Genomic DNA, 23,733 nt, shown 5'->3' with positions numbered 1-23,733 from the left:
GAAAATGATTGATACCTTACAAATCACTGATTTTCAACCTTATCTAAATCAGGACTTTACCATTCATTTTGCGTCGGAAGCAAGTCACCCTGCTCAACTCACTCGCGTTTCTGCCTGGAGTACTGGTGTCGGCAATTACCGTCAACCTTTCACGCTGGAGTTTGAAACAGACATGACGCGTCAGTATTACTTACAGGGTACTTTTACCCTAACGCACCCCACTGCGGGCGATGTGCAACTTTTTATGGTGCCCATCGGTCCTGGCGCAAAAGGGATGCGTTATGAGGTTGTATTTAGCTAAAACGGAGGCTCATCTAGCGGATTTGGGGGTGGAAAGTTCATCCCCATATCGCCCAAATCGTTGGCTTTACTTTTGAAAGTTCCGCCTGCCGAAGCAGGTGGGGTATCAAACGAACTCGCCGCTTGTGCCCTGGCTTCTGGATTAAACGATGGCGTAGGCGAGGAAGCTGCGCCATAAAAACTATCCAAATCGGCAAATTTGGTGTATTTACCAATAAACCGCAGCTGAATGGTATCCAACGAACCACTACGGTTTTTGGCGACAATTACTTCTCCTACTCCTTGTACTGAATTACCCGCCTCATCTTGCGTAAACCCATAATACTCAGGACGATACAAGAACGCAACCATGTCCGCATCCTGCTCGATTGAGCCCGATTCACGTAAGTCAGACAACTGCGGACGCTTGTCACCACCACGGGTTTCGACGGCACGACTCAACTGCGACAAGGCAATCACGGGGACATTCAGTTCTTTGGCTAAGTTTTTCAACGCCCGCGAAATCGACGCAATTTCTTGTTCGCGGTTTCCTGCCCCCTTGCTGCTATCGCCTTGCATGAGCTGCAAGTAGTCAATCACGACCATTTGAATGTCGTGTTGTTGTTTCAAACGACGGCATTTGGCCCGCAACTCCAGAATCGACAAGGCGGGTGTGTCATCAATATAGATAGGCGCGCGCATCAGGCGGTCGATGCGTTGGTGGAGTTGTGTCCACTCGTGCGGGGCTAAGTTTCCTTTCTTTAGCTTTTCACTGTCAATCTCGGCTTCGGCCGAAATCATACGATTGACCAACTGCACCGCCGACATCTCCAAAGAGAAAATCGCCACGGGCATTCCAAAATCCACGGCAGCATTTCTTAGGCTTGAAACTACAAACGCAGTTTTTCCCATCGCTGGCCGGGCGGCAAGAATCACCAATTCGGTAGGCTGCCAACCCGACGTGAGGCGGTCGAGTTGCGTAAAACCTGACGGAACGCCCGTCAGACCGTCTTTTTGTTCGCGACGGCGCTCCAACTCGCGTAATGCCTCGGTCATGAGCGCGCTCATGTCAGCGTAATTTTTACGGATATTGGATTCAGAAATTTTAAAAAGCGATTGTTCTACGGTATCAAGCAGCGTAAAAACGTCGGTCGTATCCTCAAACGCATCTTGCAAAATCTTTGATGCCACCGAAATCATTTCTCGCTTCATCGACGCTTGCGCAATGACCCGAGCGTGGTATTCGATGTTGGCCGCTGAGTTTACTTTGGTGGTCAGGGCTGTGATGTACTGTGCTCCACCCACCACTTCTAGCTCGCCCAATTGACGCAACTGAGTCGTAACCGTCAACAAATCAATAGGTTCAGAGTTTGTAAAGAGCGTAATAATCGCATTATAGATGCGTTGGTGCGCTTCTTTATAAAAACTGTCTGACTTTAAAATATCAATAACCGCATTGAGCGCGTCTTTCTCAATCATCAAAGCCCCCAGCACTGCTTCTTCCAGCTCAAGTGCTTGAGGTGGAAGTTTTCCTGCACCCGCTCCCGACTCCAACCAGCGGTTATTATTTGCCGCTCGCGAGCCATATCCTGACGTGCCTTTTCGAAGAAAATTATGGGACTTATCGTTTTCCATTTGTGTCAAAATAAACTACTTAATTGCTTCGTACAGTTAATCGTTATTTGTACTGATTACTAACTACTTACTAAAATTTTATATTCAGTTTAATTTTGTAAGACTCCTTAAACCCCACGCCTTTAGGCTGGGGTTCCAAAAATGGCTCTGTTTAGGGCTTTAGCCCTGATTTTTACTGCCTTGCCATCAAAAAATCAGGGCTAAAGCCCACGTAAAGTTCTCATCTTGTATCCCCAGCCTAAAGTCGGAGCGCCGATGCGACGTGGGGTTAAAATATAACTAACTTTACACTAACTTAATTTTACTTAGATACTTAACCCACACAATTAACTGATAACGGTTAACTGTGCATTATAACTTTTTGCCAAAATTGCCTCTATTTGTCCCCGAACCCATTGGTATTCAAGCGCTGAACACGTTTTACCCGTTTGCCAAAGCAAACGAGCATTGCGGCCATTTTGATAGTCGCCTGAGTATGGCATGTACGTATCGAAGTTATTTAATTTACCAAAAAGTAATATACCATACGTGCCTACAGCATTTGCCAAATGAGCAGGCCCGCTGTCTATTCCAATAAAATATTCAGCTCTACGAATAATTTCCGCCGTTTGTAACAACGAATACTTTCCGCAAGCATCCATATACTTGGCGCTCCTCACCGAATTTTTGCTTTTTAGCCCAATTTCTACCACCGTATAGCCCAAGTCTTCAATCAACCAATAAATTAGCTTTTCCCAATTGGGAACTGACCAATCTTTGGCTGGATAATTGGAACTGCAATGAATCACAATTAGTTTCTGGGGCAGGTTTAAATTCGCAATTTTTTGCGCGTCTGCCACTGGAATGTACAATTGAGGCACGTCATCTTTGACGGGCAACTCTGCACACAACTGAAAGATAGTCAGCAAATTACCTTTTTCAAAGTAATTAAATACGGTTATATCTTTTGCAGCTGCCACTTCGTTTTTGTGAACCCTTCCGCTGATGGTGTCCAAATTACTTTGCCAAAATTCAAGGTTATATACTTTATCAAAAACCCCTGAATTAAAAACCAACAAACGGCGTAACACCGTAGGCTGCGCCCAAGCTTCATTGATGACAGGATGGGTTGCGACCAACTCTTTAAAAGCAGGCTTTACAACCCACACTATATAATCGTTTGGGTGTGCTTCCCGTACCTGACGCGCAAGGGGTTCGGCCGCCACAATGTCGCCAAAATGTTCCGTACGAATGATAGCCACCAGTTTTTTACGTCCCAAAAAAGACAATTTTAACCCCAAAAAACGTACGATTGTAGCAAATGCAAGTACGTATTCTTGGGCTATGTAGGTATATTTTCGGTAGCGATGTTTCCAAAGTGTAACAAAATCTGATAAGCTCATGCCGTTGGAGGTCAAAATCCTATGGTAAGTTTCTATCTACAAAGTTAGCCTAAAAACGGATTTATAAAGAAAGTAATCTATTTTTGGTTCAAAAACGTTTTTTTCAATTCATATGAATGATAAATTTTTCATCCAAGCAGGTGCTTTATTAGGAGCAGTTGCCGTGGCTCTAGGGGCTTTCGGAGCCCATGCGCTCAAAGCCATGCTCGAAACCAGCGGCCGAGCCGACACCTTCGAAACGGCCGTTAAATACCAGTTTTACCACGCCATTGGCCTCGTTTTGATTGGTATTTTGCTCCAAAACTGCGCCGTCAATGCCGAGCGCTATTACCACTGGTCGGGCTATGCCTTTTTAGTGGGTGTTGTTATTTTTTCGGGCTCGTTGTACACCATTTGTTTTACGGGCATTCGTGCTTTTGGCGCCATTGCACCCATTGGAGGTACACTGATGATCATCGGCTGGGTGCTTCTGCTCCTCGCCGCTGGCAAAAAATAAGCGCTCATTTCCATAAAAAAGGCTGCCTTGTTGGGCAGCCTTTTTTTTATTGTAGTCACCGACTAGCCACCGAGTGCTGTCATGTATTGTTGCAACAACGCCTCGTATTTCTTGGCAGCGGCATCCTGTTTTCCTTCACGACACGCATTGGCAAGCGTTTGAAGGATGTACAATTGGATATTGCTGTCTTGATTTGAATGATGCTGAATGTTGTATTTCAACACCGACTCTGCCCGCGTAGCCATCGTGTTGGCAATGTCAAGTCCTTTTTTGGTTTCGCCCAAGTTCAACAAGAACCCTACGTAGTTGGCCGAAATCTGGTCGTACGGAATGGTCTTGTCTGGCATTTTGGCCAAAATGAAGTTCATCGCCGCTTTGGCTTTGTCCATCTTTCCTTCACGAATCAACTGATCAACCAGACGCATGAACGCAATACGTGCCGAGAATGCTGGCGAGCCCTTGAACGTACCATCGTAGTACGTATTGGCATTGTCAAGCTCACGCCAGAAGGTCTTCTTCATCAAGTTCTCGCTCATGATGTCGGTGTTTACGTAACCGTCTGATGCACCAGGTACACGCACTGGCAACAAGCGATACGCATACCCTTCCAACTGCATATACTCTTTCAAGTTGAGGTAGTTTTCGTTGGTCAACGTTCCTGAGAAATAAATCGGGCGCTTCCAATCGTTGGTCGCGATGATGTCGAGCATAATAAGGTCAGACTTGTACAAATCGCGCTTACCGATGTTCCACTGCATGGTATCTTTTACAAACGACGCCAACTCCGATTTAAGGATATTCATCTTTTGCACTTGTTCTGGATTAATTCCCAACACCAACACCGACGATGGCAAGATGCTCGTCATTTCGCCGCTCGTCAATGGCACCTGAATCGCCGCGTTGTTTTGTTTTACCAACGACATGTATTCTTTCAAATTGATACCGTTTTTCACAGCTGGCATTTCGTAGAAAGGCACAATGTCGTTTTTACCCGCCGCAAAGTTTTCGTAATTCAACGAAATAGGTAGCGGCTGCGACTCGTACGTTTTGCGCTTCATTTGGCCAATGTACCAGTCAGTACCCAACAAACTCAAGTTACAAACGCGCACGTCGGTACGGAAGCCTTCTACTTCTTGTACGTACCAAAGTGGGAAGGTATCGTTATCACCTCCTGTAAATAAGATGGCGTTTGGCGCGCAAGAATTTAACAAGTTTTTGGCAAAATCAACCGAGTGATAACGGTGGCTACGGTCGTGGTTATCCCAACCTTTAGCCCCCATCAACAACGGCGCCGACAATCCTAACGCAGTAGCAATCCCTGCGCGGGTAGTAGCCGATGGCAAAAACTTGGTCAAGAAATCGTAAATGAACAACACCCCGAGCCCAATCCAGAACGCAAAAATGTAGAACGACCCCACGTAAATATAATCACGTTCGCGCGGTTCTACTGGTGGAGAGTTGAGGTAAACGACGAGGGCAATCCCCATCATCAAGAATAACAAGCCCGTTACCAAGAAATCGGTACGACGGCGGAAGGCTTGAATGACAATTCCTAAAAGGCCCAAAATAAATGGAATCATGTAGAAATTATCACGCGCGCGGTTGGTAGCCATTACATCAGGCAACCCTTCGTTGGTATCCCACGGACGAAGTCCACCCGCGCCTTCTTCGTCGCTTTCACGGCCTACAAAGTTCCACAAGAAATAACGCCAGTACATGTGCCCCAACTGGTGCGAGAAGAAAAACGACAGGTTGTCGCCCATGCTTGGTTTTTGACCTTCGGCCAAATTAAGCTTGTCGCGGTACAACTGCGGGTGATTTCCTTGGTTGCTGTGTACGCGAGGAAACAACATTTGTTGGTTTTTCTCATATACATATTCTGGACGGTAATCGGCAATGACATAACGACCGTTTGATTTACGGTAAATCGGCTCGCCGCGCTCCGAATTGATTGGACGCGCCGTAAACACAGGCCCAAACAACAACGGACGACTACCGTACTGCTCGCGTTTTAGGTACGAAACGTAGCTAATGACGTCGCTTGGATCGTTTTCGTTGATTGGCGGGTTGAAGTTTGAACGAACCAACACCAAGAAGTAAGAAGCGTAGCCAATCAAAACAAACGTAAATGACAACAACGCCACGTTCCAAATTTCGTTTTCTTTTTTAGCAGTGTAGCGAATTCCCCAAATCAAAGAACCCACAAATAATAACAAAAACACCACGATACCCACCGAATAAGGCGTACCTAAGGTATTGACAAAGAAAATTTCAAATTTACCCGCAATCGACGGCAACCACACAATCACCCCCGAGTTGATGATCACAAGCACCACCAAACCTCCTACAAACGCAGCGATTCCACCCCACAAGGTAGGTTTGTATTTTTTGAAATAATACACCAACGCCAACGCAGGCAAGGTCACCAAGTTGAGCAAGTGGACGCCGATTGACAACCCTACTAAGTAGAAAGTAAAAATCAACCAACGGTTGGCAGCGGCTTCGTCTTCGATGCGTTCCCATTTCAACACCGCCCAAATAACGATGGCCGTAAAGAACGACGAAAGACCATACACCTCCGCTTCGACAGCCGAAAACCAAAAGGAATCAGAATACGTATAGGCCAATGAGCCCACAAGTCCAGAACCTACCACGGCGATAATTTCGCCCATTGAAAGCTCGTCGTCTTGTTTACCCAAAATTTTGCGGGCCAACAACGTGATACTCCAAAATAAAAATAGGATGGTGAAAGCACTTGATACCACCGACACCATGTTGATCCAGTACGCTACTTGGGTGACATCGCCCATGGCCAGCATCGAAAACAGACGGCCAATCAGCAAAAATAGTGGTGCTCCTGGAGGGTGTGGTACTTGGAGTTTGTACGAACAGGCGATAAACTCGCCGCAATCCCAAAAGCTTGCTGTACGCTCTACGGTAAGTACATAAGTGACTAGCGCTATGGCAAATACGAGCCAGCCAGAGAGGGTGTTTATTCGGTTAAATTTAGACATGAATAATTAGTAGAAATGTGAAAAGTCTTGAGTTTACAATCAATACATTGGGACACCAATTAGGTTGCTACTTTGGCTTTCTACTACGAAAGCCGTGCCAAAATTAGCAAATTCGGTAGAAAGCCGACGAAACGTCGGTCTTAAAAGTTGTTAAAAGAAGGATATTATCCAAGAAGCGTCGTCAACTCGCTTATCATCATGGCGGTAGCACCCCACACTTTATGCCCCTGAATATCGTAAAAAGGGGTTTCGATGGTAACCCCACGCACTTCGAGTTGCGTGCGGCCTATCACCCCTTCATCGAGCAGTTCGTCGAGGCTCACTTCGAGAACGGCCTCCACTTCGCGCGGATCGGGGTAAAAGTCGGGTTTGTAGGGGAGTTTGCCCACCACGGGCAGCACATAGAAGTTGCTGGGAGGAATAAACAATTCCGTCAGTTTGCCCAACACCTTCACGTCGGCGGCTTTGATGCCAATTTCTTCTTGGGCTTCGCGCAATGCGGTACGTATCAAGTTTTCGTCCGTTTTTTCATAACGTCCTCCAGGAAAAGCCATTTGGCCTGCGTGTACTCCGTCGTATTTAGGGCGAAGAATGAGGGGGGCAAAAATTTTATCGCGGTAAGGATAAAACAAAATCAAGACGGCCGAGCGGCGCGTTTTCTCGTTGGGTTGGGCTTTCAACCGCAGCCTATTGGCAGAGGCCATTTTAAGATGCGCGTCTTGCCCCGGCAGTGGCAACTGCAGTTGTTGTTCGAGGTGATGTATAAAATCGTGAAACGGCATCGTTACTTTGCTAGTACTTTTACGAAAGCGCAATTTAGCGGTATTATGCTTTTATTAATCTTTTTTTTACAAAAAACTAATGATTTTTTTGCACAATTTTCAAAATAATTGCTTAGCGCAGCACCCGTGTAACTGCCCGTCTCACCGTTTTGTTTAGAAGCACCAGACGCTATGTCCCTAATTTCTATTGACTTCTGTGGGTAATGGAGAAAGAGGAATGACTCGTGAGCGGGGATTCTCAAATCCCCGCGAGGCAACAACCGAATATAATCGGGGTTGTGAGCAACCCCTTCGTTGGGATTTGAGAATCCCAACGCACGATTAAATCCCAATTTTATTGTTTGATTGCACAAACCTACCGCTCGTGTTCCTATTCATAGGCTTATAGCCTAGCCGTGGGCGGGGATTCTCAAATCCCCGCGAGGCAACAAGCGAAGGCAATCGGGGTTGTGAGCAACCCCTGCGTTGGGATTGGAGAATCCCAACGCACGATTCAACATTCTTTTACAAAACGAGCGTCCGCACGTGCCATCGGGAAGAATACTTTCTAGCTGTGGGCGGGGATTCTCAAATCCCCGCGAGGCAACAAGCGAAGACAATCGGGGTTGTAAGCAACCCCTTCGTTGGGATTTGAGAATCCCAACGCACACCTTGAGAATCCTAACACACGATTCAACATTCTTTTACAAAACGAGCGTTCGCACGTGCCATCGGGAAGAATACTTTCTAGCTGTGGGCGGGGATTCTCAAATCCCCGCGAGGCAACAAGCGAAGACAATCGGGGTTGTGAGCAACCCCTGCGTTGGGATTGGAGAATCCCAACGCACACCCTGAGAATCCCAACGCACGATTAAACATTCTTTTACAAAACGAGTGTCCGCACGTGCCATCGGGAAGAATACTTTCTAGCTGTGGGTGGGGATTCTCAAATCCCCGCGAGGCAACAAGCGAAGACAATCGGGGTTGTGAGCAGCCCCTTCGTTGGGATTGGAGAATCCCAACGCACACCTGACATGACAAAAAAACTACTTCCCATAAAGCTTCACCAAGCACTCCGCCACAAACGTACCGTCTAAGGCCGCTGACATGATGCCGCCCGCGTAGCCCGCACCTTCGCCACACGGAAAGAGGCGCTTGGTTTGAATGTGTTCAGCCGTTTCACGGTCGCGGGGGATGCGCACGGGCGACGACGTCCGACTTTCGGCTCCAATCAACTGTGCCTCGTTTGAAACGTATCCTTTTATTTTTTTTCCAAAATCTTGTAACCCCAACCGCAGCGGCTCGGCAATGTGCGGCGGCAAATACTCGCGTAAATCCAGCGACTGTAACCCAGGCTGGTAGGAAGTTTCCAACAAACTGCTGGACGTGCGCTGTTTGATAAAATCCTGCACCCGTTGCGCAGGCGCTACTTGCCCCCCCCCCGTGATAGCACAGGCTTTTTGTTCTATTTTCTTTTGAAGTTCGAGTCCCGCCAATGGCCCAAACTTGGCAAACGGCTTTAAATCGGCTTCTTCGATGCTCACCACCATGCCCGAATTGGCAAAACGGGAATCGCGCCGCGAAGGCGACATGCCATTCACCACCAACTCGCCTGGCGCCGTGGCCGCTGGGACAATGAACCCACCTGGACACATACAAAACGAAAACACCCCCCGCTGCACCCCATTGACGCGGGTTTGGGTCACCAAACTGTACGACGCCGCGGGCAAATACTCCCCCCGATCGTCACAATGGTACTGTACCGAATCAATCAGGCTTTGGGCGTGTTCAATCCTCACCCCTACGGCAAAAGGTTTACTTTCAATGTACACACCTCGTTGATGACACAGTTCAAAAATATCGCGAGCTGAGTGTCCCGTCGCCAAAATCACCCCCAATCCCACGTATTCTTTACCGTCGGACGTGATGACACCGCGCATCGCTTCAGACTGGTTATCAAGTATAAAATCCGCCACTCGGGTGTTAAAATGCACTTCTCCGCCTGCTTGTAAAATGCTTTCGCGCATGTCGGCAATCAGCGGTGGAAGTTTGTTGGTGCCAATGTGCGGATGGGCATCGTATAAAATTTGGTCGGTAGCCCCGTGCGCCACCAAGATTTCCAAAATTCGTCGTACATCGCCCCTTTTGTTGGAACGAGTATATAATTTCCCGTCGGAATACGTCCCCGCTCCCCCTTCGCCAAAACAATAATTGGAATCGGGGTCCACGATGTGCTCTTTGTTAATCGCTGCCAAATCGCGCCGACGCGCTCGCACGTCCTTTCCGCGCTCTAGCACGATGGGTTTGTAGCCCAATTCAATCAGGCGCAACGCCGCAAACATCCCCGCAGGCCCACACCCCACAATCACCACAGTAGGCTTTTGGGATACGTCGGGGTAGCTTTTTTGGTAGGCAATCGCTGGCGGAGCAGCTTCATCGGCATACACCTCCACCGACACGTTGACTTTTACCTGCCGCGAGCGGGCGTCAATCGACTGCTTTAGTTTGCGAATTGTGAGGGTTTCGGCTTGTTGTAGCCCCAAATGACGAACCACATGTTGTTGAAAAGCAGCGTCGTCGAGTGCCACGTCGGGTGGCAATGTGAGTTGTAATGATTGATGCATTTGAAAGGGATTTAGCCTTTAATAAGTGCAAAGGTACGTCAAATCCCTAAAATTGCGAGTAGATCTGCCTTTTTCGTACGCGACACACTTACCTCACTTTCATCTGTCATGACGAGGGTTCCGCCGTCGCCTTTCACATACCGTACGACCTGACGTAAGTTTATAAGGTGCGATTTGTGTACCCGCATAAATTCATTTTCCACCAAAAATGGTTCAAAATCCGCCAATGGCTTGGAAGCCATCACTTTTTTCTGATTCGTCAAAAAAATAGTGCAATAACTTCCCATCGCTTGCACGTGAATAATATCCGATAACGGCAACAACAGCACCCCGTTCATCGATGGCACCGATAGGCGCTTGAGCGGTTGGGGGGCATCTTGGGAAATACCCTGGGAATCTTTCTCTTGCAATTGACGGTTTTGCTCCTGAACTCGTTGGTATTCAGTCAGTAGCTTTTCGTTTTCTTCCAAACGTTTCAGCGACAACGAACGTGCATCGTCGGCTTCTTGGCGAAAAATACGAATACGGTCGGCCAGTGCAAAAGAGAAAAGTGCTGCTTCTAACATTGTTCCAATGGGAAAAGCATTATAGACCAAAAAATGAGTACTCGTAATAATTCCCATTTTCCACAACGTAATGACGACCACCGAGCCAAGAAATACCGTCCACCCCAACAAATAAAACCGAGCTTGTCGTAGCCCCTTCCAAAAAACGGTGGTGGCCGTTGTCATCAGCAAAGCACAACTTATCAAAAATGAGAGCATTGTAAGGTTGTTGGACAACGGACGAACATTAAAAAATTCAAGCAGCGGCAAGCAAGATACCATCCCCAAATATACTTGCAGAATACGATGCAAGCGCCGCACAATGGCCTTGGTTTGAAGAAACTGCATCGCAAACAAAATGACCAACCACGTATTAACTACCGACGGGGTGTCTATCCAACGATTAAATGAAGGGTACTCGGGCCAAAGTAAGTCGAAGCCAATGCCTTCGAGACGAATCACTACAAACGTACACGTAATCACATAAACGCAATAGGTTAGATAAAGGCGCTCGCGTAATTGGACGAAAATGAATAAATTATACAAAAACACCAGCAACATCCATCCCAAAAAGGCACCTTCAAAAGTATCGTTCCAGTGCTGCCAGCTCGCCAGTGCTTTCTCCGACGTCACGTACATCGATGCCAACAAAGTAGCATCGCCACTTATGCCAATATAAACTGTTTGAGGATGTGTACCCAGCGGTACTGTCAGCTGATTATTTTGAAAAAATCGGCTGTTGTATTTTTCCAAAAAACCTGTTTTATAGTAGCGAATTGCGCCTTTTTGGTCGATAACATACACTTCTATTCTGAAAATATTCTCTTCGTCACAAAGCAAATAAAGGCTTCCTGTCGAATGGTTTTCGACCGATGCCTTCAACCATACTTTTGAGTTACGGACGCCAAAATTAGGAGCCGTTTTAGTGTTTTTTTGAAACGCTTTTGATGGCAATTTTTGAAGTTGTTCTATACCAAACAGTCGGCTTTTATCTTCATAAAACTGAAGATAGCTTCCCAGTGAAATTGTCTTCGATTCCCTGTAATGAAGCACGGGAGACGTCTGACTCTTTCCCGAAAAAGCACTTAATAAGCATCCTAACAAAAACAAAATATAACACCTCACAAGATCAAGAAAGTATGTCTTTTAATATGACTTATTTATTACAAAAGCTAGAATTTTTCAAAGTATATACACGCAAGTATATTTTTATTTTAAAATCATTGCAATATTACACTTTTCATATCTATGTTATTTTACCAAACTATCTATTCGTATATTTTTTATTCCTTATTTGTTTTGCATAAGTATCATTTTCAATACTTTCACGTTGACTTACGCATTTTATTAGGCATCAGCTATATGCTTTTCTGCGTTGAAGCCCTGCTTGAGTTTCATGCTACAAAAATGTTTTAGCGAAATTTATGGGCACTGCTCAAACTACTTTGCAAACGATTTGTTCAATGGTATATTCAGATTCATTCAAAACATAGATGGTGTCAACTGAGACAAGTAGTGTATTCCAAAACAAGAAGGCCAAAAATGGCCTAATAGAACAACCTTTTAACCATAATGATAGGTTACAAATGGCTATCATCGCCCAAAAGGTATATCAAAAGTGCAAAATATGGCTGTTATTTGCAATACTTTGTTTGGGGGTAAATAACTGTACAAAAGATGATAACGCAGGCTTCGACCAAATGCCCAAAGAATGGCTGGCAGCCAAGGCAGAAATTGAAACCTATAGTGCCATAGACTCAAGCAAGGCGTTTTCATTGGTAAAAAAGTTTCAGGAACAACATCCCAATTCAGCATTGGCACAGGTCATTTGTCTGCTGGGATACGCCGAAACCTATCACTTTTGGTACAACAACACAGTTGCCAATGAATATGCAAAAAAAGCGGCCTCGGCTGCCCGAAAAATAGGCTATTTAGAGGGACAAGTCCAAGCAGACTTGCTCATTGTCGAAACAACCAAAGAATGTGATACGTGTTTAGATTATTTACTTACTGTTGAAAAAATCATCCAATCAAATCCCTCAGCATTCACGGTTAAAACCATTTTTCGTTTTTATCATGACATGGGGTATTATCATTATGAAATAAGTGACACTGAAACAGCAAAGTATTATTTTTTACAGGCAAATGAACTAGCAAAAAAGAACCAATTATTTCTCGAAGAAAGTATTGCAAAAAGCGCCTTAGGCTCGGCATTTTCTCGTCAAGAAAATTTTAACAAAGCAATTACATTTCACCAACAAGCCATTGCTACATGCCAACAAAATACCCCTAACGAATGCGGAAATCATTACTACGAATACGCTATTGCACTCCTCGAATTAAAGCGCTATGACGATGCCTTGAAGGCCATTCTCACCGCCGAAAAATTGTACAAGGCGCACCCACATCCGTTCAATGCGGGCGAAATTGATGGTATTCTTGGCACGATTTACCTGAAACAAAAAAATTACGAGAAGGCAGAAAAGAGTTTTTTGACATTTTATAAAAAAGCGCGATTTGCTTCGACCAAGATTTGGGCGCATAATCTGTTGACAAGTTACTATTTTACAATTGGTGACTTTAAAAATGCGTACATAAATAGTCAGAAATCTATCAAAATGCGTGACTCCGTTTATTCAAGTGAGCGCACTTACACCTCCGTTGCCAAACGAACAAACTTTGAACTTGCGCAAAAAGACGAAGAGGTTCAGACAGCCAACATTCGGCTAAAATACGCCATCATGATTGGTGTTTGTATATTGTTGACTGCCCTAACTTTGGGCTTTTTGATTTATCGGAATCAGCAACTTTCCAAACAACTTACCCAATTAGAACAAGATAAATTACAGCAAAAAATTGATTTTGAACAGCGAAAACTCGCCACAACCACGCTGCATTTGAGCCAACAAAGTGATTTGTTACAAAACATCAAAAAAGAAATTGAGCAACTCAACGAAAACGCCGAACCTAGCTTACGAGCTAAGATAAAACACCTTTTAAAAACCATTGATAGCAATACCAATGATGAAAATGAGTGGGATAAGTTTAAGCTTCATTTTGAAGCAGTTTCACCTCATTTTTTTGAAGTACTTCGTCAACGTTCAAGCTCAATTACCGAACTAGACTTAAAGCATTGCGCCTATTTAAAAATTAATCTATCGCCCAAGCAAGTAGCTCAAATTCTGGGAGTAAGTCCCAAAAGTGTTACATTGTCTCGGGTACGTATTAAGAAAAAATTACAACTCGAAGAACACGAACAACTCAACACTTATTTGCAAAGTATTTAGTATCTAGTGCCCTATTCTATTGCTAATCCTCTTTTCTTTAAACAATTATACTTATGAACTCAGGAACCATTACAAATATTCCTATGCCGTCTCCCACTTATGACCACGTTAACATCGTTATTTCCGAAAGTGATTCAAGCCAAGTTCTGCGGCTCCTTATTGAGCATCGAATTCCGTTTAGTTGTATTCATTCTTCTACAGGAATTTACCCTACTTTAATCAACACATCCTCAACGAACGCACCTACCAATACTTCCAAGGAGATATATGTATTTAAGGATGAGTTTGTAGAAAAAATTCAGCAATTACACGAACAAATTGTTTCTGATTTTTCTTTTAAAATACCATCCATTGATGAAGTTTCAAGCTCGTTTAAAGTAAGTCCAAGCAAATTTAAAAGTGTGTTTAAAAGCTTGTACCAAACACCTTACCATCAGTACTTTATGGAGCACAAAATGCAACAAGCACGCGAGCTTCTTGAGAGCGGTCGGTATTCGGTAAAGCAAGTTTCTGACCTTTTGGGCTACACCACTCCGATTAAGTTTGTGATTGTGTTCAAAAAATACCAAAAGGTAACGCCAGGCCGAATTAAAGTCAACGCCCGAGTCCGTAGGTAGGTAAGCCCAACTCCCATAAAAACCTTCCGAAAGTTGCTGTAATGAACCCTCCCGAAAGTTTGAAACTTTCGGGAGGGTCACTCGACATTCTAATTATATCCTCTCGCTTGCAGTTGAAACAACTCGGCATAGCGGCCTTTTTGCGCCATCAACGTTTCGTGGCTCCCCGATTCCAACAACTCACCGTTTTCAATCACAATGATACGGTCGGCCATACGGACAGTGGAGAAACGGTGCGAAATCAGCAAAGCCATTTTTCCTCGGGTCAACTCCGCGAAACGCTGAAACACCTCGTATTCGGCGCGGGCGTCTAAGGCAGCGGTGGGTTCGTCCAAAATCAACAATTCAGAGTCCCGCATGTAGGCGCGGGCCAAGGCAATTTTTTGCCATTCTCCGCCCGACAACTCCGTCCCTCCGCTAAAATGCCGTCCCAACACCTGCTGCAAGCCGTTTGGAAATTTTTGAATCAAACTCGCGGCTAAACTCCGTTCGGCGGCGGTTTGCACCCGCGGGAGTTCGTGGATATGCTCGATGTCGCCCACGGCAATGTTGGCCTGCGCGGTCATCATCAAGCGAATATAATCCTGAAAAATCACCCCAATGTGGCGTTGCAATTCACCCAAATCGTACTCGCGCAAATCCACACCATCTAGCAAAATACGACCTTCGGTGGGGTCGTACAGACGGGTCAACAATTTTACAAGGGTCGTTTTTCCAGCCCCATTTTCACCCACAATCGCCAGTTTTTCGCCTTTTTTTAGGGTAAAATTGAGGTCCTGAAACACCCCTTTGGAGGCATTCGGGTAGCGAAAACTGACGTTTTCAAACACAAAACCTTCCTGAATAACAGTCGGGAATGGACGCGGATGCAGCGGCGAAGCCACCTCGGGTTGGAGGTGAAAGAAATTGAAAAAATCTTTGAGGTACAATGCCCCCTGCGAAATGCTCGTAAAACGGTTCAAAATCCCTTCAAGCGACGATTTTAGCTGCCGAAATGACCCTGCCAAAAACGTTAAACTCCCCAACGTAATGCTCCCTTTGACGGTTTCCAGCCCAATGTACCCATAAGCACCGTAGTAGCCCGCCGTCCCCACGGCCGTCAACAGCGCGCCCCAAAACGCCCGTCGCATCGCCAATTTTTTGTTTTGCTGGTAATACCCGCTCGACACTTCCCGAAAGCGGTCGGTCAGAAACTTCGACAAGTTGAATAATTTCACTTCTTTGGCGTTCACGTTGCTCGCTCCTACGTAACGCAGATAGTCGAGCTCGCGGCGCTGCGGCGTCCATTGGTACGACAGGGCGTAGCTTTCGGCATTGAAGTAAAACTCGCCCAAAAACGCGGGTAAGATGCTCAACACCAGTATCAAAATCAACCACGGACTAAACACCACCAGCCCCGCTCCCAAAAAACCAATGGTAATAATGTCTTGAAACTGCGCCAACGTTTGGGCCAACAAAGCCGTCCGCCCGACGGTTTGCTGACGGGCGCGTTCGAGTTTATCGTAAAAAACGGGGTCTTCAAATTGCGCCAAATCGAGGGTAGCGGCGTGTTCCATGATTTGAATGGAAGAACGATTGGCGTGCAAATCGCCCAAGAGCGCATCGAGCAAGGACGTGGCACGGTTGAGGCCATCCGACAACACCGCCAACCCCAGTTCAAGGCCAATCAACCACAACAGCCAAGACGTGTCCGTCGAGTGAGCATTGATTAACCTCACTACCTCATCAATGATCAATTTCCCCAAATACAACGTACCAAAAGGGATAGCCGAACGTACCAAACGCAGCAATCCATTGCCCGCGGTCATCCACGGATGGGTATTCCAAATTTCCTTAAAAAACGGAGGTAAATACTTGAGTGCCGCAAAACGGTCTTTGAGGGTGGGTTGGGGAAGTTTGTTTTTGGGGGCCATTTAGTAGCAAAAAGGAGTTGAATGTAAGAGGGATTTTGTCCCTATCCTTCTCACCAACAGCAATTTCTTTTATTTAGTGCCGAAGTTGCCCTGTCTCAAACTGAAACCTACTTTCGCCACAAACTCCCCACTGTTGTGTGTAGCGAGCACAACGGGGGCGCGCACTCCCGAATATTTAGGCGAAATACGAAAGAAAAGTATTTCTTAAACCAGTTTAAGTTTTTTCGGTTTCCCATTTTTCAACTTTGCATTGAACAATTTTAAAAGAATACTACAATGCAAAAACGATTTAACATTAAGGAAGTTGCCCCCAATGCTCTAAAAGCGATGATTGGTTTAGAAACGTATCTTTCAAAGGCTTCCATGTCTAAGACAACCAAAGAACTCATAAAAATACGTGCTTCACAAATCAACGGTTGTGCCTATTGTATCAACGTTCACACGCAAGATGCAATTAAAAATGGGGAAACAAATCAGCGTATTTTTCTATTGAATGCCTGGAGAGAAGCTGAGGGTATTTTTACAGATGAAGAAAAAATAGTATTGGCAATAACGGAAGAAATAACATTAATCCATCAAAAGGGATTATCAGACGAAACCTATTCAAACGCCTTACAGTTTTTTAGCGAAGCCCAAATTGCAGATATTATCACTGCCATCATTACCATCAATCTTTGGAACAGGGTTGTGCTAAGCACACACTTACCGATTGGACAAAGTCTTGCATAAGACGATTGTCAAAAAATCACAGGTGATTAACCTGTGATTTTTTGACGGTGTATTTCGCCCCATTTGGTCAGAGCAAATATTACTTCTCGAGCCCAGTTGTGCGAAGTGTCTGGTAGAACACTGCGCCCCCCAAATAAATAGCCCGCACCAGCGGCCTGGGTCTGTGACTGCCTACCAAAGTAGAATATCAGCCAAATAACCATAAAAAGCAATGGCATTTGCACGCAGAATTCAAAATCCAGAAGAGCTCTGATTTAGGGCGAATACAGGCTAGCATCTCCGACGCAATGACCATTTCATTTTCTGAAGTCAGATTTCATTTTAGTTCTTTATCTAAAATTTCTTTCAAATCTTTTGCGGATATATTCGTTTGAACAATTTTACCAGTTGGGTCAATTAAAGCCGTTGTTGGAAAAGCATCGATATGATATCGTTTCACCAAGTCATTTTGAGGAGTATTGAGTATTTGTGGCCATTTAACTTTATGCTTTTCTAAAAAACTCCTCAATTTTTCAGGCGAACTCTCTCCTGCTGCTATACCCACAAATTCAACTTTAGTTTTATCTAATATTTGGTACAAATCGACTAGTTTAGGAATATCTTGAACGCATCCACGGCACCAAGTTCCCCAAAAATCAACATATAAATACTTGCCTTTGTAATTATCAGTATGTATTTCCTTTCCCGTAACAAACTCTTGACCCTTAAACGGTTCTAATAAGTACCCATTCTGAAACGAATAGACATTTTCGTTATGACCAGATTCTAATTGAAGGGTTTGAGTATAAAAATCAACTCCTTTGTTCTTATATTTATTACCCAAAAGCCCGCCTAATGTCAAATATTTATCAATTTCTATAAGTTGATTATTTTCAAACGTTTTGTTTGCAGTCTCTTCTACAATCCCACACTTTTGAAAAACAAAACTATTCCGAGGAAAAACAATGGTATAATCTCCTAATTTGCATCTTCCATATTGAGGGATATTATATCCTAAATTACCATCCTTAAAAACCTTCATAACTAATGGGAAATCCGTATTCATAACTTTTCCATTTATAAAATGGTCATAATGTACTCTTTGCAAATTTTTAGTAGAGAACTCATTCTTACCAAAGACAAGCTGTTCAGGCTCAAATGCTTTTTCATCGCTAAAATCTAAATTGTTATTTGTATCAACAATCACCCATTGATTACCACTTTTATCCAGCCCACTTACTGCATATACAAAACATCTAATAAAAGTTGAGGTTAGCTGTGTCGTATCGGGAACCCACTTCCATGACTGTTGTAAATATTCATACATTCCCTTATCAATGTTACCTTTTTTAAAATGCTGATAGACAAACTGATAAGGATCTAACCAAATATTGCTTTGAATCACATGATGCCAATTTTTAGGTATGCCTTTAGGGTTTTCATACGTTTTTGCCCATCCAGATTGTTTGTTTTCAGCTGCTAGCAAGCCAAACGAGGGAATAAATGGCCCATATCCTTCCACAATTGTAAAAGGAATAGATATTTTGCGACTCTTCTCTTCTGAACTTAATTGGCATCCACCCAAAAAGATAACAATAGAAAACAAGCAATAAGTACGCATATAAATTCTACATTGTAACAACCCCAATCTGTAAAACAACGAATTCTAATGGCACTCGCCCCAAACTACAATTTGGGGCGAGTCTCCGACGCAATTAGCTAATTCCAGGCAATTCGCCACAGTCACTTATCACAATCTTCTTAGAAGTCCGTCCGTTGGGGCTGCCGTAGCTTTCGGCTTGTAGCACCACGTCCATTCCTTCTACCACTTCCCCAAACACCACGTGGTTACCGTCGAGCCATGCGGTCGTAACCGTCGTGATAAAAAATTGAGAACCGTTGGTATTACGACCCGCATTGGCCATGCTCAGTATTCCTGGGCTTATGTGCTTCAACTGAAAATTTTCATCGGCAAACTTCTCTCCGTAAATAGACTTTCCACCCGTACCATTGCCTTTGGTAATATCGCCTCCTTGGAGCATAAAACGAGGAATAATGCGGTGAAAAACGCTTCCTTTAAAGCCAAAACCCTTTTCGCCCGTCGCTAATGCTCGGAAATTTTCGGCGGTTTTGGGGACAATATCCGCGCGTAATTCAAAAATAACTCTTCCTAAAGGGGCACCATCGGCCGTAATGTCAAAGAAAACTCTTGGATTGGTAGGCATTTGTTTATCTTGTTTGAATGAAATTTAAAGGTAGGAATTTATTAGTTAAGCCCCTCTGGTAGATTAAAAAAAGTGAGTTCTTTCCTTTTACTGAAGTTGTTGTACCATCACATAAATGAACGACCTCCATGAAAAAATACCTTTGGGGACTAGGCGCGCTGGCCATGACCAGTGGATTAGTCGCTAGTTATCAGAACGACAACCCAAGTCGTGCCTCACAAAGTAGCCTCGATAGCGTGTATGCCAAGCTTACGCAAGAGCAAAAACACGACCTCAAATATGCCGTTGGAGCGCTGGAAGTAGCCGATGGCTTGGAAGCCAATCTGTTTGCTTCTGAACCCATGATTACCAACCCCACCAACATCGACATCGACCATCGGGGGCGGGTATGGGTGCTCGAAGCCTACAACTACCGCCCTGCCATCACGGGAAACCCTACCCACTCCGAAGGGGATCGCATCCTGATTTTGGAAGATACCAACGGCGACGGCAAAGCTGACCTAAGCAAAGTATTTTACCAAGGTCCTGAAGTGGCTGCCCCGCTAGGCGTTTTGGTCATGGGCAACCGCGTTTTGGTATCGCAAAGCCCTTACGTTTGGTTGTTTACCGACGAAAACGGTGACGACAAAGCCGACAAAAAAGAGATTATTTTTCAGGGAATTAAGGGCGAACAGCACGACCACGGAATGCACGCCTTTACCTTTGGCCCCGACGGAAAACTGTATTTTAACTTTGGAAACGAAGGAAATCAGCTACTCGATGGCAAAGGTCAGCCCGTACTCGACCAAGACGGACAGCCCATCGACCGCAAAAAATACAAGCAGGGAATGGTGTTCCGTTGCGACCCTGATTTTAAAAACGTAGAAGTACTCGGGCACAATTTCCGCAACAACTACGAAGTGGCCGTGGACAGCTACGGCACCATGTGGCAGTCGGACAACGACGACGATGGCAACAAAGGAGTCCGTATCAATTACGTGATGGAATACGGCAACTACGGCTACACCGACGAAATGACGGGGGCAGGCTGGAGTGCCAATCGGACCAATATCGAAGCCGAAATCCCTTTCCGTCACTGGCACCTCAACGACCCTGGCGTAGTTCCAAACTTACTCCAAACGGGCGCAGGCTCGCCTACGGGCATGGTGATTTACGAAGGTGATATGCTGCCAACTGTCTTCCAAAACCAAATGATTCACTGCGATGCGGGGCCAAACGTGGTGCGTTCGTATCCCGTTGAAAAAAATGGCGCGGGCTACAAAGCCAACATGGTGAACGTACTGTACGGCAAACGCAACCAATGGTTTCGCCCGTCGGATGTGTGCGTGGCGCCCGATGGTTCGCTTTTCGCCGCCGACTGGTACGACCCAGGCGTGGGTGGTCACCAAGCGGGGGATTTGAACCGTGGACGCATCTATCGCATCACGCCGCCCAATACCTCTTACAAAACTCCTGCCCACGATTTCACCACGTTGGAGGGTGCGTTGAAAGCCATTCAAAGCCCCAACGTTTCGGTGCGTTATTTGGCGTGGAACAAAATTCGTAGCCTCGGCCAAAGCGCAGAAAGTGAGCTATCGAAAATGTACCAAACGTCGCCCAATCCCCGCATGAAAGCGCGGGCGTTGTGGTTGTTGAGCAAACTTCCCAACGGGCATAACTACGTCAGTGCGGCGTTGAAAGACGCCAACGCTGATTTACGCATCACGGCCATTCGGGCCGCGCGCCAAATTACGGCCAAAGGGGTGTTACCATTGACTGTTGAACAATTGAATCTCTTAGCTTCTGACTCAGAACCGCAGGTTCGTCGGGAAGTAGCATTAGCGATTCGTCATAATTCCGACGACCTCGCAGCGGATATTTGGGCACAATTAGCCAACCGCTACGACGGACAAGACCGCTGGTACCTCGAAGCCCTCGGTGTATCGGCCGATGGTCAGTGGGATAAGTTTTTTGGCACTTGGCTCAAACTTGCAGGGCCAAACCCAACTGCCTCTGCCAAAGGGAAAGACCTCGTTTGGCGGGCACGGACGGCGGCTTCGGTACCGTTGTTGGCCTCGTTGGCGGGCGACAAAAACGTGGCGTTGAAAGACCGCCTTCGCTATTTCAGGGCGTTTGATTTTAACCCAGGCGCTACCGAAAAATCGACGGCATTGCTGGAGTTGATGAAAACCAATACCGACACCGAAATCACTAAATTATGCCTTCGTCACCTCGACCCAGGTTTTGTTAAAACTTCGCCTTTGGCGCAGCAAAACCTTCAAAAATTGCTCGACGCCAGCTACGGCACGGGCGAATACATGGATTTGGTGCAACGATTTGAACCTGCCAGTGAAGCAAAACGCTTGTTGCAACTTGCCCTCGACAAACCCATGCAACGCGAAGGCCGCGACGCCGCACGTCAGTTGTTGAAACAAGAGCAAACGCCGCTTCTTTGGGCTACTATTAATGGAAAAGACGTCGCCAAAGCTCAAAACACGTTGATTGCACTTCGTGGCATTGGAAGCAAACAATCGCTAGACATCCTAAAAAGCGTCGCGCTAGACCCCAAACGTCCCAAAGCCATTCGGACAGAAGCTACGCGGGCGTTGGGTGGAAGTATGGACGGTGAAGACCTCGTGCTCGACTTGCTCCAACAAGGTAAAATCGCCAACGATTACAAAGCGGTGGCCGTGCAGGGTGTAAGCGGTGCTTGGCGTAAAAATGTCAAGATTCAGGCCGCCAAGTACCTTGACGCAGCTCCAACCAAAACGGGCAAAAAACTCCCGCCCGTCAGCGAGCTAATGACCCTCACAGGCAACGTCGCCAACGGTAAAACGGTGTTTGCTAACTACTGCGCTATTTGCCACCAAGTCAACGGTGAAGGGTCAGATTTTGGGCCTAAATTATCCGAAATTGGCAGTAAACTTGGCAAAGACGGTCAATACATGGCTATTTTCTACCCAAGTGCGGGGGTAAGTTTTGGCTACGAAGGCTACGAAGTGAAGTTCAAAGACGGCAGCACGACGGTCGGAATTGTGGCCAGTAAAACCGAAACTGATTTGCTCCTCAAATTCCCAGGAGGTACGACCCAAAGTTATAAAATGAGTCAGGTTGTTTCGATGAAAAAACTTGACGAATCACTGATGACTGCTGGCCTTCATGAATCCATGAGTCAGCAAGAGTTGGTTGATTTAATTGAGTATTTATCCAGTCTTAAACGTAAATAAATGAAACCACTATTTCTAGTTCCAATTCTCGCGCTTTGTGCATTTTTTGCCAGTCATGCCCAGCCGTCAAAGGCCATCAACGTAGCCACTTACAATTTGCGCTACGATACGCCCAATGACGGCCCCAATGCTTGGCCCAATCGCAAAGAAAACGTCAAAGCCCTCGTGCGTTTTCACGAATGGGATATTTTTGGCACCCAAGAAGCCTTGCGTCATCAGCTCAACGGCGTTGCTGAATTGACTGAATTTGCGTTTGTGGGCAAAGGCCGTGACGACGGCAAAGAAGCAGGCGAGCACTCAGCGATTTTTTACCGAAAAGACCGTTTTAAATTGCTTCAATCGGGTGATTTTTGGCTTCGCGAAACCCCCGAAACCCCAGGCAAAGGCTGGGATGCAACCTGCTGTAATCGGATTTGTAGTTGGGCCAAATTCAAAGACCTCAACACCAAAAAAGAGTTCTACTTTTTCAACGTCCACTTCGACCACCAAGGCGTAGAAGCTCGCCGTCAGTCGGGGCATTTGATGGTTAAAAAAATGAAGGAAATTGCGGGAAATGCGTTGGTCATTTGTACGGGAGATTTTAACTCAACCCCCGAAACGGAACAAATTCAACTCATGAAAGGCGCGCTTAACGATACCCACGATGTATCAGCAACCCCCGCCTATGGCCCCGAAGGAACTTTCAACGCGTTTAAATTTGATGCCCCTATGAAGCAACGCATCGACTATATCTTTGTCAGTTCGCCCATCAAAGTGTTGAAATACGGCGTTTTGACCGATGCCAAAGACCAGCGCTATCCGTCTGACCATCAGCCCGTTGTTGCTAAAATTATATTTTAAGTAAAGTTTAAGCCCAATTTAATCTTGTTTTAAGAATATTTTTGCAGCTTTGAACATCAAACAAGGGCGTTTGGTACAAGCAAAAGCCTTCTGTTTTTTGTGGTGTTATCAAGGACATTGATACCCGATCCGCCAATTTAGAGTGGGTCGGGTATTTTGTTGTAAAATATCCCTATTTTCACGTACCTTTACTAACCTAAC

18 protein-coding genes are annotated in these 23,733 nt (G+C 45.5%); 7 read left to right on the top strand and 11 right to left on the bottom strand.

All coding sequences use genetic code 11. The features are described 5' to 3' along the window. Nucleotides 1–4 precede the first annotated feature (4 nt). Nucleotides 5–301, top strand: coding sequence for a DUF6916 family protein (locus FHS57_RS18855; protein ID WP_183976409.1), 297 nt, complete (start codon nucleotides 5–7; stop codon nucleotides 299–301). Here FHS57_RS18855 and dnaB read toward each other — a convergent pair. Both dnaB and FHS57_RS18845 read right to left on the bottom strand, forming a co-directional pair. Next, the gene (dnaB, locus tag FHS57_RS18850) at nucleotides 298–1,914 is read right to left on the bottom strand and encodes a replicative DNA helicase (protein WP_183976407.1); all 1,617 of its coding nucleotides are present in this window, start codon (nucleotides 1,912–1,914) and stop codon (nucleotides 298–300) included. The two genes, FHS57_RS18855 and dnaB, sit on opposite strands and share 4 nt — an antisense overlap. A gap of 326 nt (nucleotides 1,915–2,240) precedes the next feature. Continuing rightward, nucleotides 2,241–3,296 (bottom strand): glycosyltransferase family 9 protein, encoded by a 1,056-nt coding sequence (locus FHS57_RS18845; protein ID WP_183976405.1) that lies wholly within the window; start codon nucleotides 3,294–3,296, stop codon nucleotides 2,241–2,243. A 112-nt stretch (nucleotides 3,297–3,408) separates the two neighbouring features. On the opposite strand from FHS57_RS18845, the gene FHS57_RS18840 reads away from it, so the two are divergent. Continuing rightward, nucleotides 3,409–3,792, top strand: coding sequence for a DUF423 domain-containing protein (locus tag FHS57_RS18840; RefSeq protein WP_183976403.1), 384 nt, complete (start codon nucleotides 3,409–3,411; stop codon nucleotides 3,790–3,792). Nucleotides 3,793–3,854: 62 nt separating this feature from the next. Here the strand turns inward: FHS57_RS18840 and FHS57_RS18835 are convergent, their stop codons facing one another. The 6 genes from FHS57_RS18835 to FHS57_RS18810 form a co-directional block, all read right to left on the bottom strand. Beyond that, nucleotides 3,855–6,806, bottom strand: a complete 2,952-nt coding sequence (locus FHS57_RS18835) for a glycosyltransferase family 117 protein (RefSeq protein ID WP_183976401.1) — start codon at nucleotides 6,804–6,806, stop codon at nucleotides 3,855–3,857. 164 nt (nucleotides 6,807–6,970) lie between these two features. Then, complete coding sequence (locus FHS57_RS18830) at nucleotides 6,971–7,588, bottom strand: NUDIX hydrolase (RefSeq protein ID WP_183976662.1); 618 nt, start codon at nucleotides 7,586–7,588, stop codon at nucleotides 6,971–6,973. A 389-nt stretch (nucleotides 7,589–7,977) separates the two neighbouring features. Next, nucleotides 7,978–8,187: a hypothetical protein gene (locus FHS57_RS18825; protein ID WP_183976399.1), complete on the bottom strand. Its 210-nt coding sequence runs from the start codon at nucleotides 8,185–8,187 to the stop codon at nucleotides 7,978–7,980. A gap of 127 nt (nucleotides 8,188–8,314) precedes the next feature. Further along, a complete protein-coding gene (locus tag FHS57_RS18820) occupies nucleotides 8,315–8,545 on the bottom strand; it encodes a hypothetical protein (RefSeq protein WP_183976397.1) in 231 nt (76 codons plus the stop codon). A 68-nt stretch (nucleotides 8,546–8,613) separates the two neighbouring features. Further along, nucleotides 8,614–10,191 carry an NAD(P)/FAD-dependent oxidoreductase gene (locus FHS57_RS18815; RefSeq protein ID WP_183976395.1) on the bottom strand — a complete coding sequence of 526 codons (1,578 nt, stop codon included), beginning with the start codon at nucleotides 10,189–10,191 and terminating at the stop codon, nucleotides 8,614–8,616. Between the two features lie 38 nt (nucleotides 10,192–10,229). After that, nucleotides 10,230–11,789, bottom strand: a complete 1,560-nt coding sequence (locus FHS57_RS18810; protein WP_183976394.1) for a 7TM diverse intracellular signaling domain-containing protein — start codon at nucleotides 11,787–11,789, stop codon at nucleotides 10,230–10,232. 533 nt (nucleotides 11,790–12,322) lie between these two features. Between FHS57_RS18810 and FHS57_RS18805 the strand changes: the two genes are divergently transcribed. Then, on the top strand, nucleotides 12,323–14,023 hold the full coding sequence (locus FHS57_RS18805; protein ID WP_183976392.1) for a tetratricopeptide repeat protein: 1,701 nt from the start codon (nucleotides 12,323–12,325) through the stop codon (nucleotides 14,021–14,023). 53 nt (nucleotides 14,024–14,076) lie between these two features. After that, a complete protein-coding gene (locus tag FHS57_RS18800) occupies nucleotides 14,077–14,640 on the top strand; it encodes a helix-turn-helix domain-containing protein (protein ID WP_183976390.1) in 564 nt (187 codons plus the stop codon). Nucleotides 14,641–14,729: 89 nt separating this feature from the next. On the opposite strand, the gene FHS57_RS18795 is transcribed toward FHS57_RS18800, so the two are convergent. Further along, nucleotides 14,730–16,553 (bottom strand): ABC transporter ATP-binding protein, encoded by a 1,824-nt coding sequence (locus FHS57_RS18795; RefSeq protein WP_183976388.1) that lies wholly within the window; start codon nucleotides 16,551–16,553, stop codon nucleotides 14,730–14,732. 276 nt (nucleotides 16,554–16,829) lie between these two features. Here FHS57_RS18795 and FHS57_RS18790 point away from each other — a divergent pair, with 276 nt between their 5' ends. Then, nucleotides 16,830–17,282: a carboxymuconolactone decarboxylase family protein gene (locus FHS57_RS18790; RefSeq protein WP_183976386.1), complete on the top strand. Its 453-nt coding sequence runs from the start codon at nucleotides 16,830–16,832 to the stop codon at nucleotides 17,280–17,282. A 316-nt stretch (nucleotides 17,283–17,598) separates the two neighbouring features. On the opposite strand, the gene FHS57_RS18785 is transcribed toward FHS57_RS18790, so the two are convergent. Continuing rightward, nucleotides 17,599–18,882, bottom strand: coding sequence for a TlpA family protein disulfide reductase (locus FHS57_RS18785; protein ID WP_183976384.1), 1,284 nt, complete (start codon nucleotides 18,880–18,882; stop codon nucleotides 17,599–17,601). A 94-nt stretch (nucleotides 18,883–18,976) separates the two neighbouring features. Next, complete coding sequence (locus FHS57_RS18780) at nucleotides 18,977–19,486, bottom strand: peptidylprolyl isomerase (protein WP_183976382.1); 510 nt, start codon at nucleotides 19,484–19,486, stop codon at nucleotides 18,977–18,979. Between the two features lie 128 nt (nucleotides 19,487–19,614). Here FHS57_RS18780 and FHS57_RS18775 point away from each other — a divergent pair, with 128 nt between their 5' ends. Together FHS57_RS18775 and FHS57_RS18770 are read left to right on the top strand one after the other, a co-directional pair. Continuing rightward, nucleotides 19,615–22,692 (top strand): PVC-type heme-binding CxxCH protein, encoded by a 3,078-nt coding sequence (locus FHS57_RS18775; protein ID WP_183976380.1) that lies wholly within the window; start codon nucleotides 19,615–19,617, stop codon nucleotides 22,690–22,692. Continuing rightward, on the top strand, nucleotides 22,693–23,532 hold the full coding sequence (locus tag FHS57_RS18770; protein WP_183976378.1) for an endonuclease/exonuclease/phosphatase family protein: 840 nt from the start codon (nucleotides 22,693–22,695) through the stop codon (nucleotides 23,530–23,532). It abuts the gene before it with no gap. The last annotated feature ends 201 nt before the right edge of the window (nucleotides 23,533–23,733 follow it).

The organism is Runella defluvii (assembly GCF_014195535.1).
GTDB classification, from domain to species: Bacteria; Bacteroidota; Bacteroidia; order Cytophagales; family Spirosomataceae; genus Runella; species Runella defluvii.
Note: the sequence above shows the minus strand (reverse complement) of the source record. Positions and strands in the feature narration are given on the sequence as shown.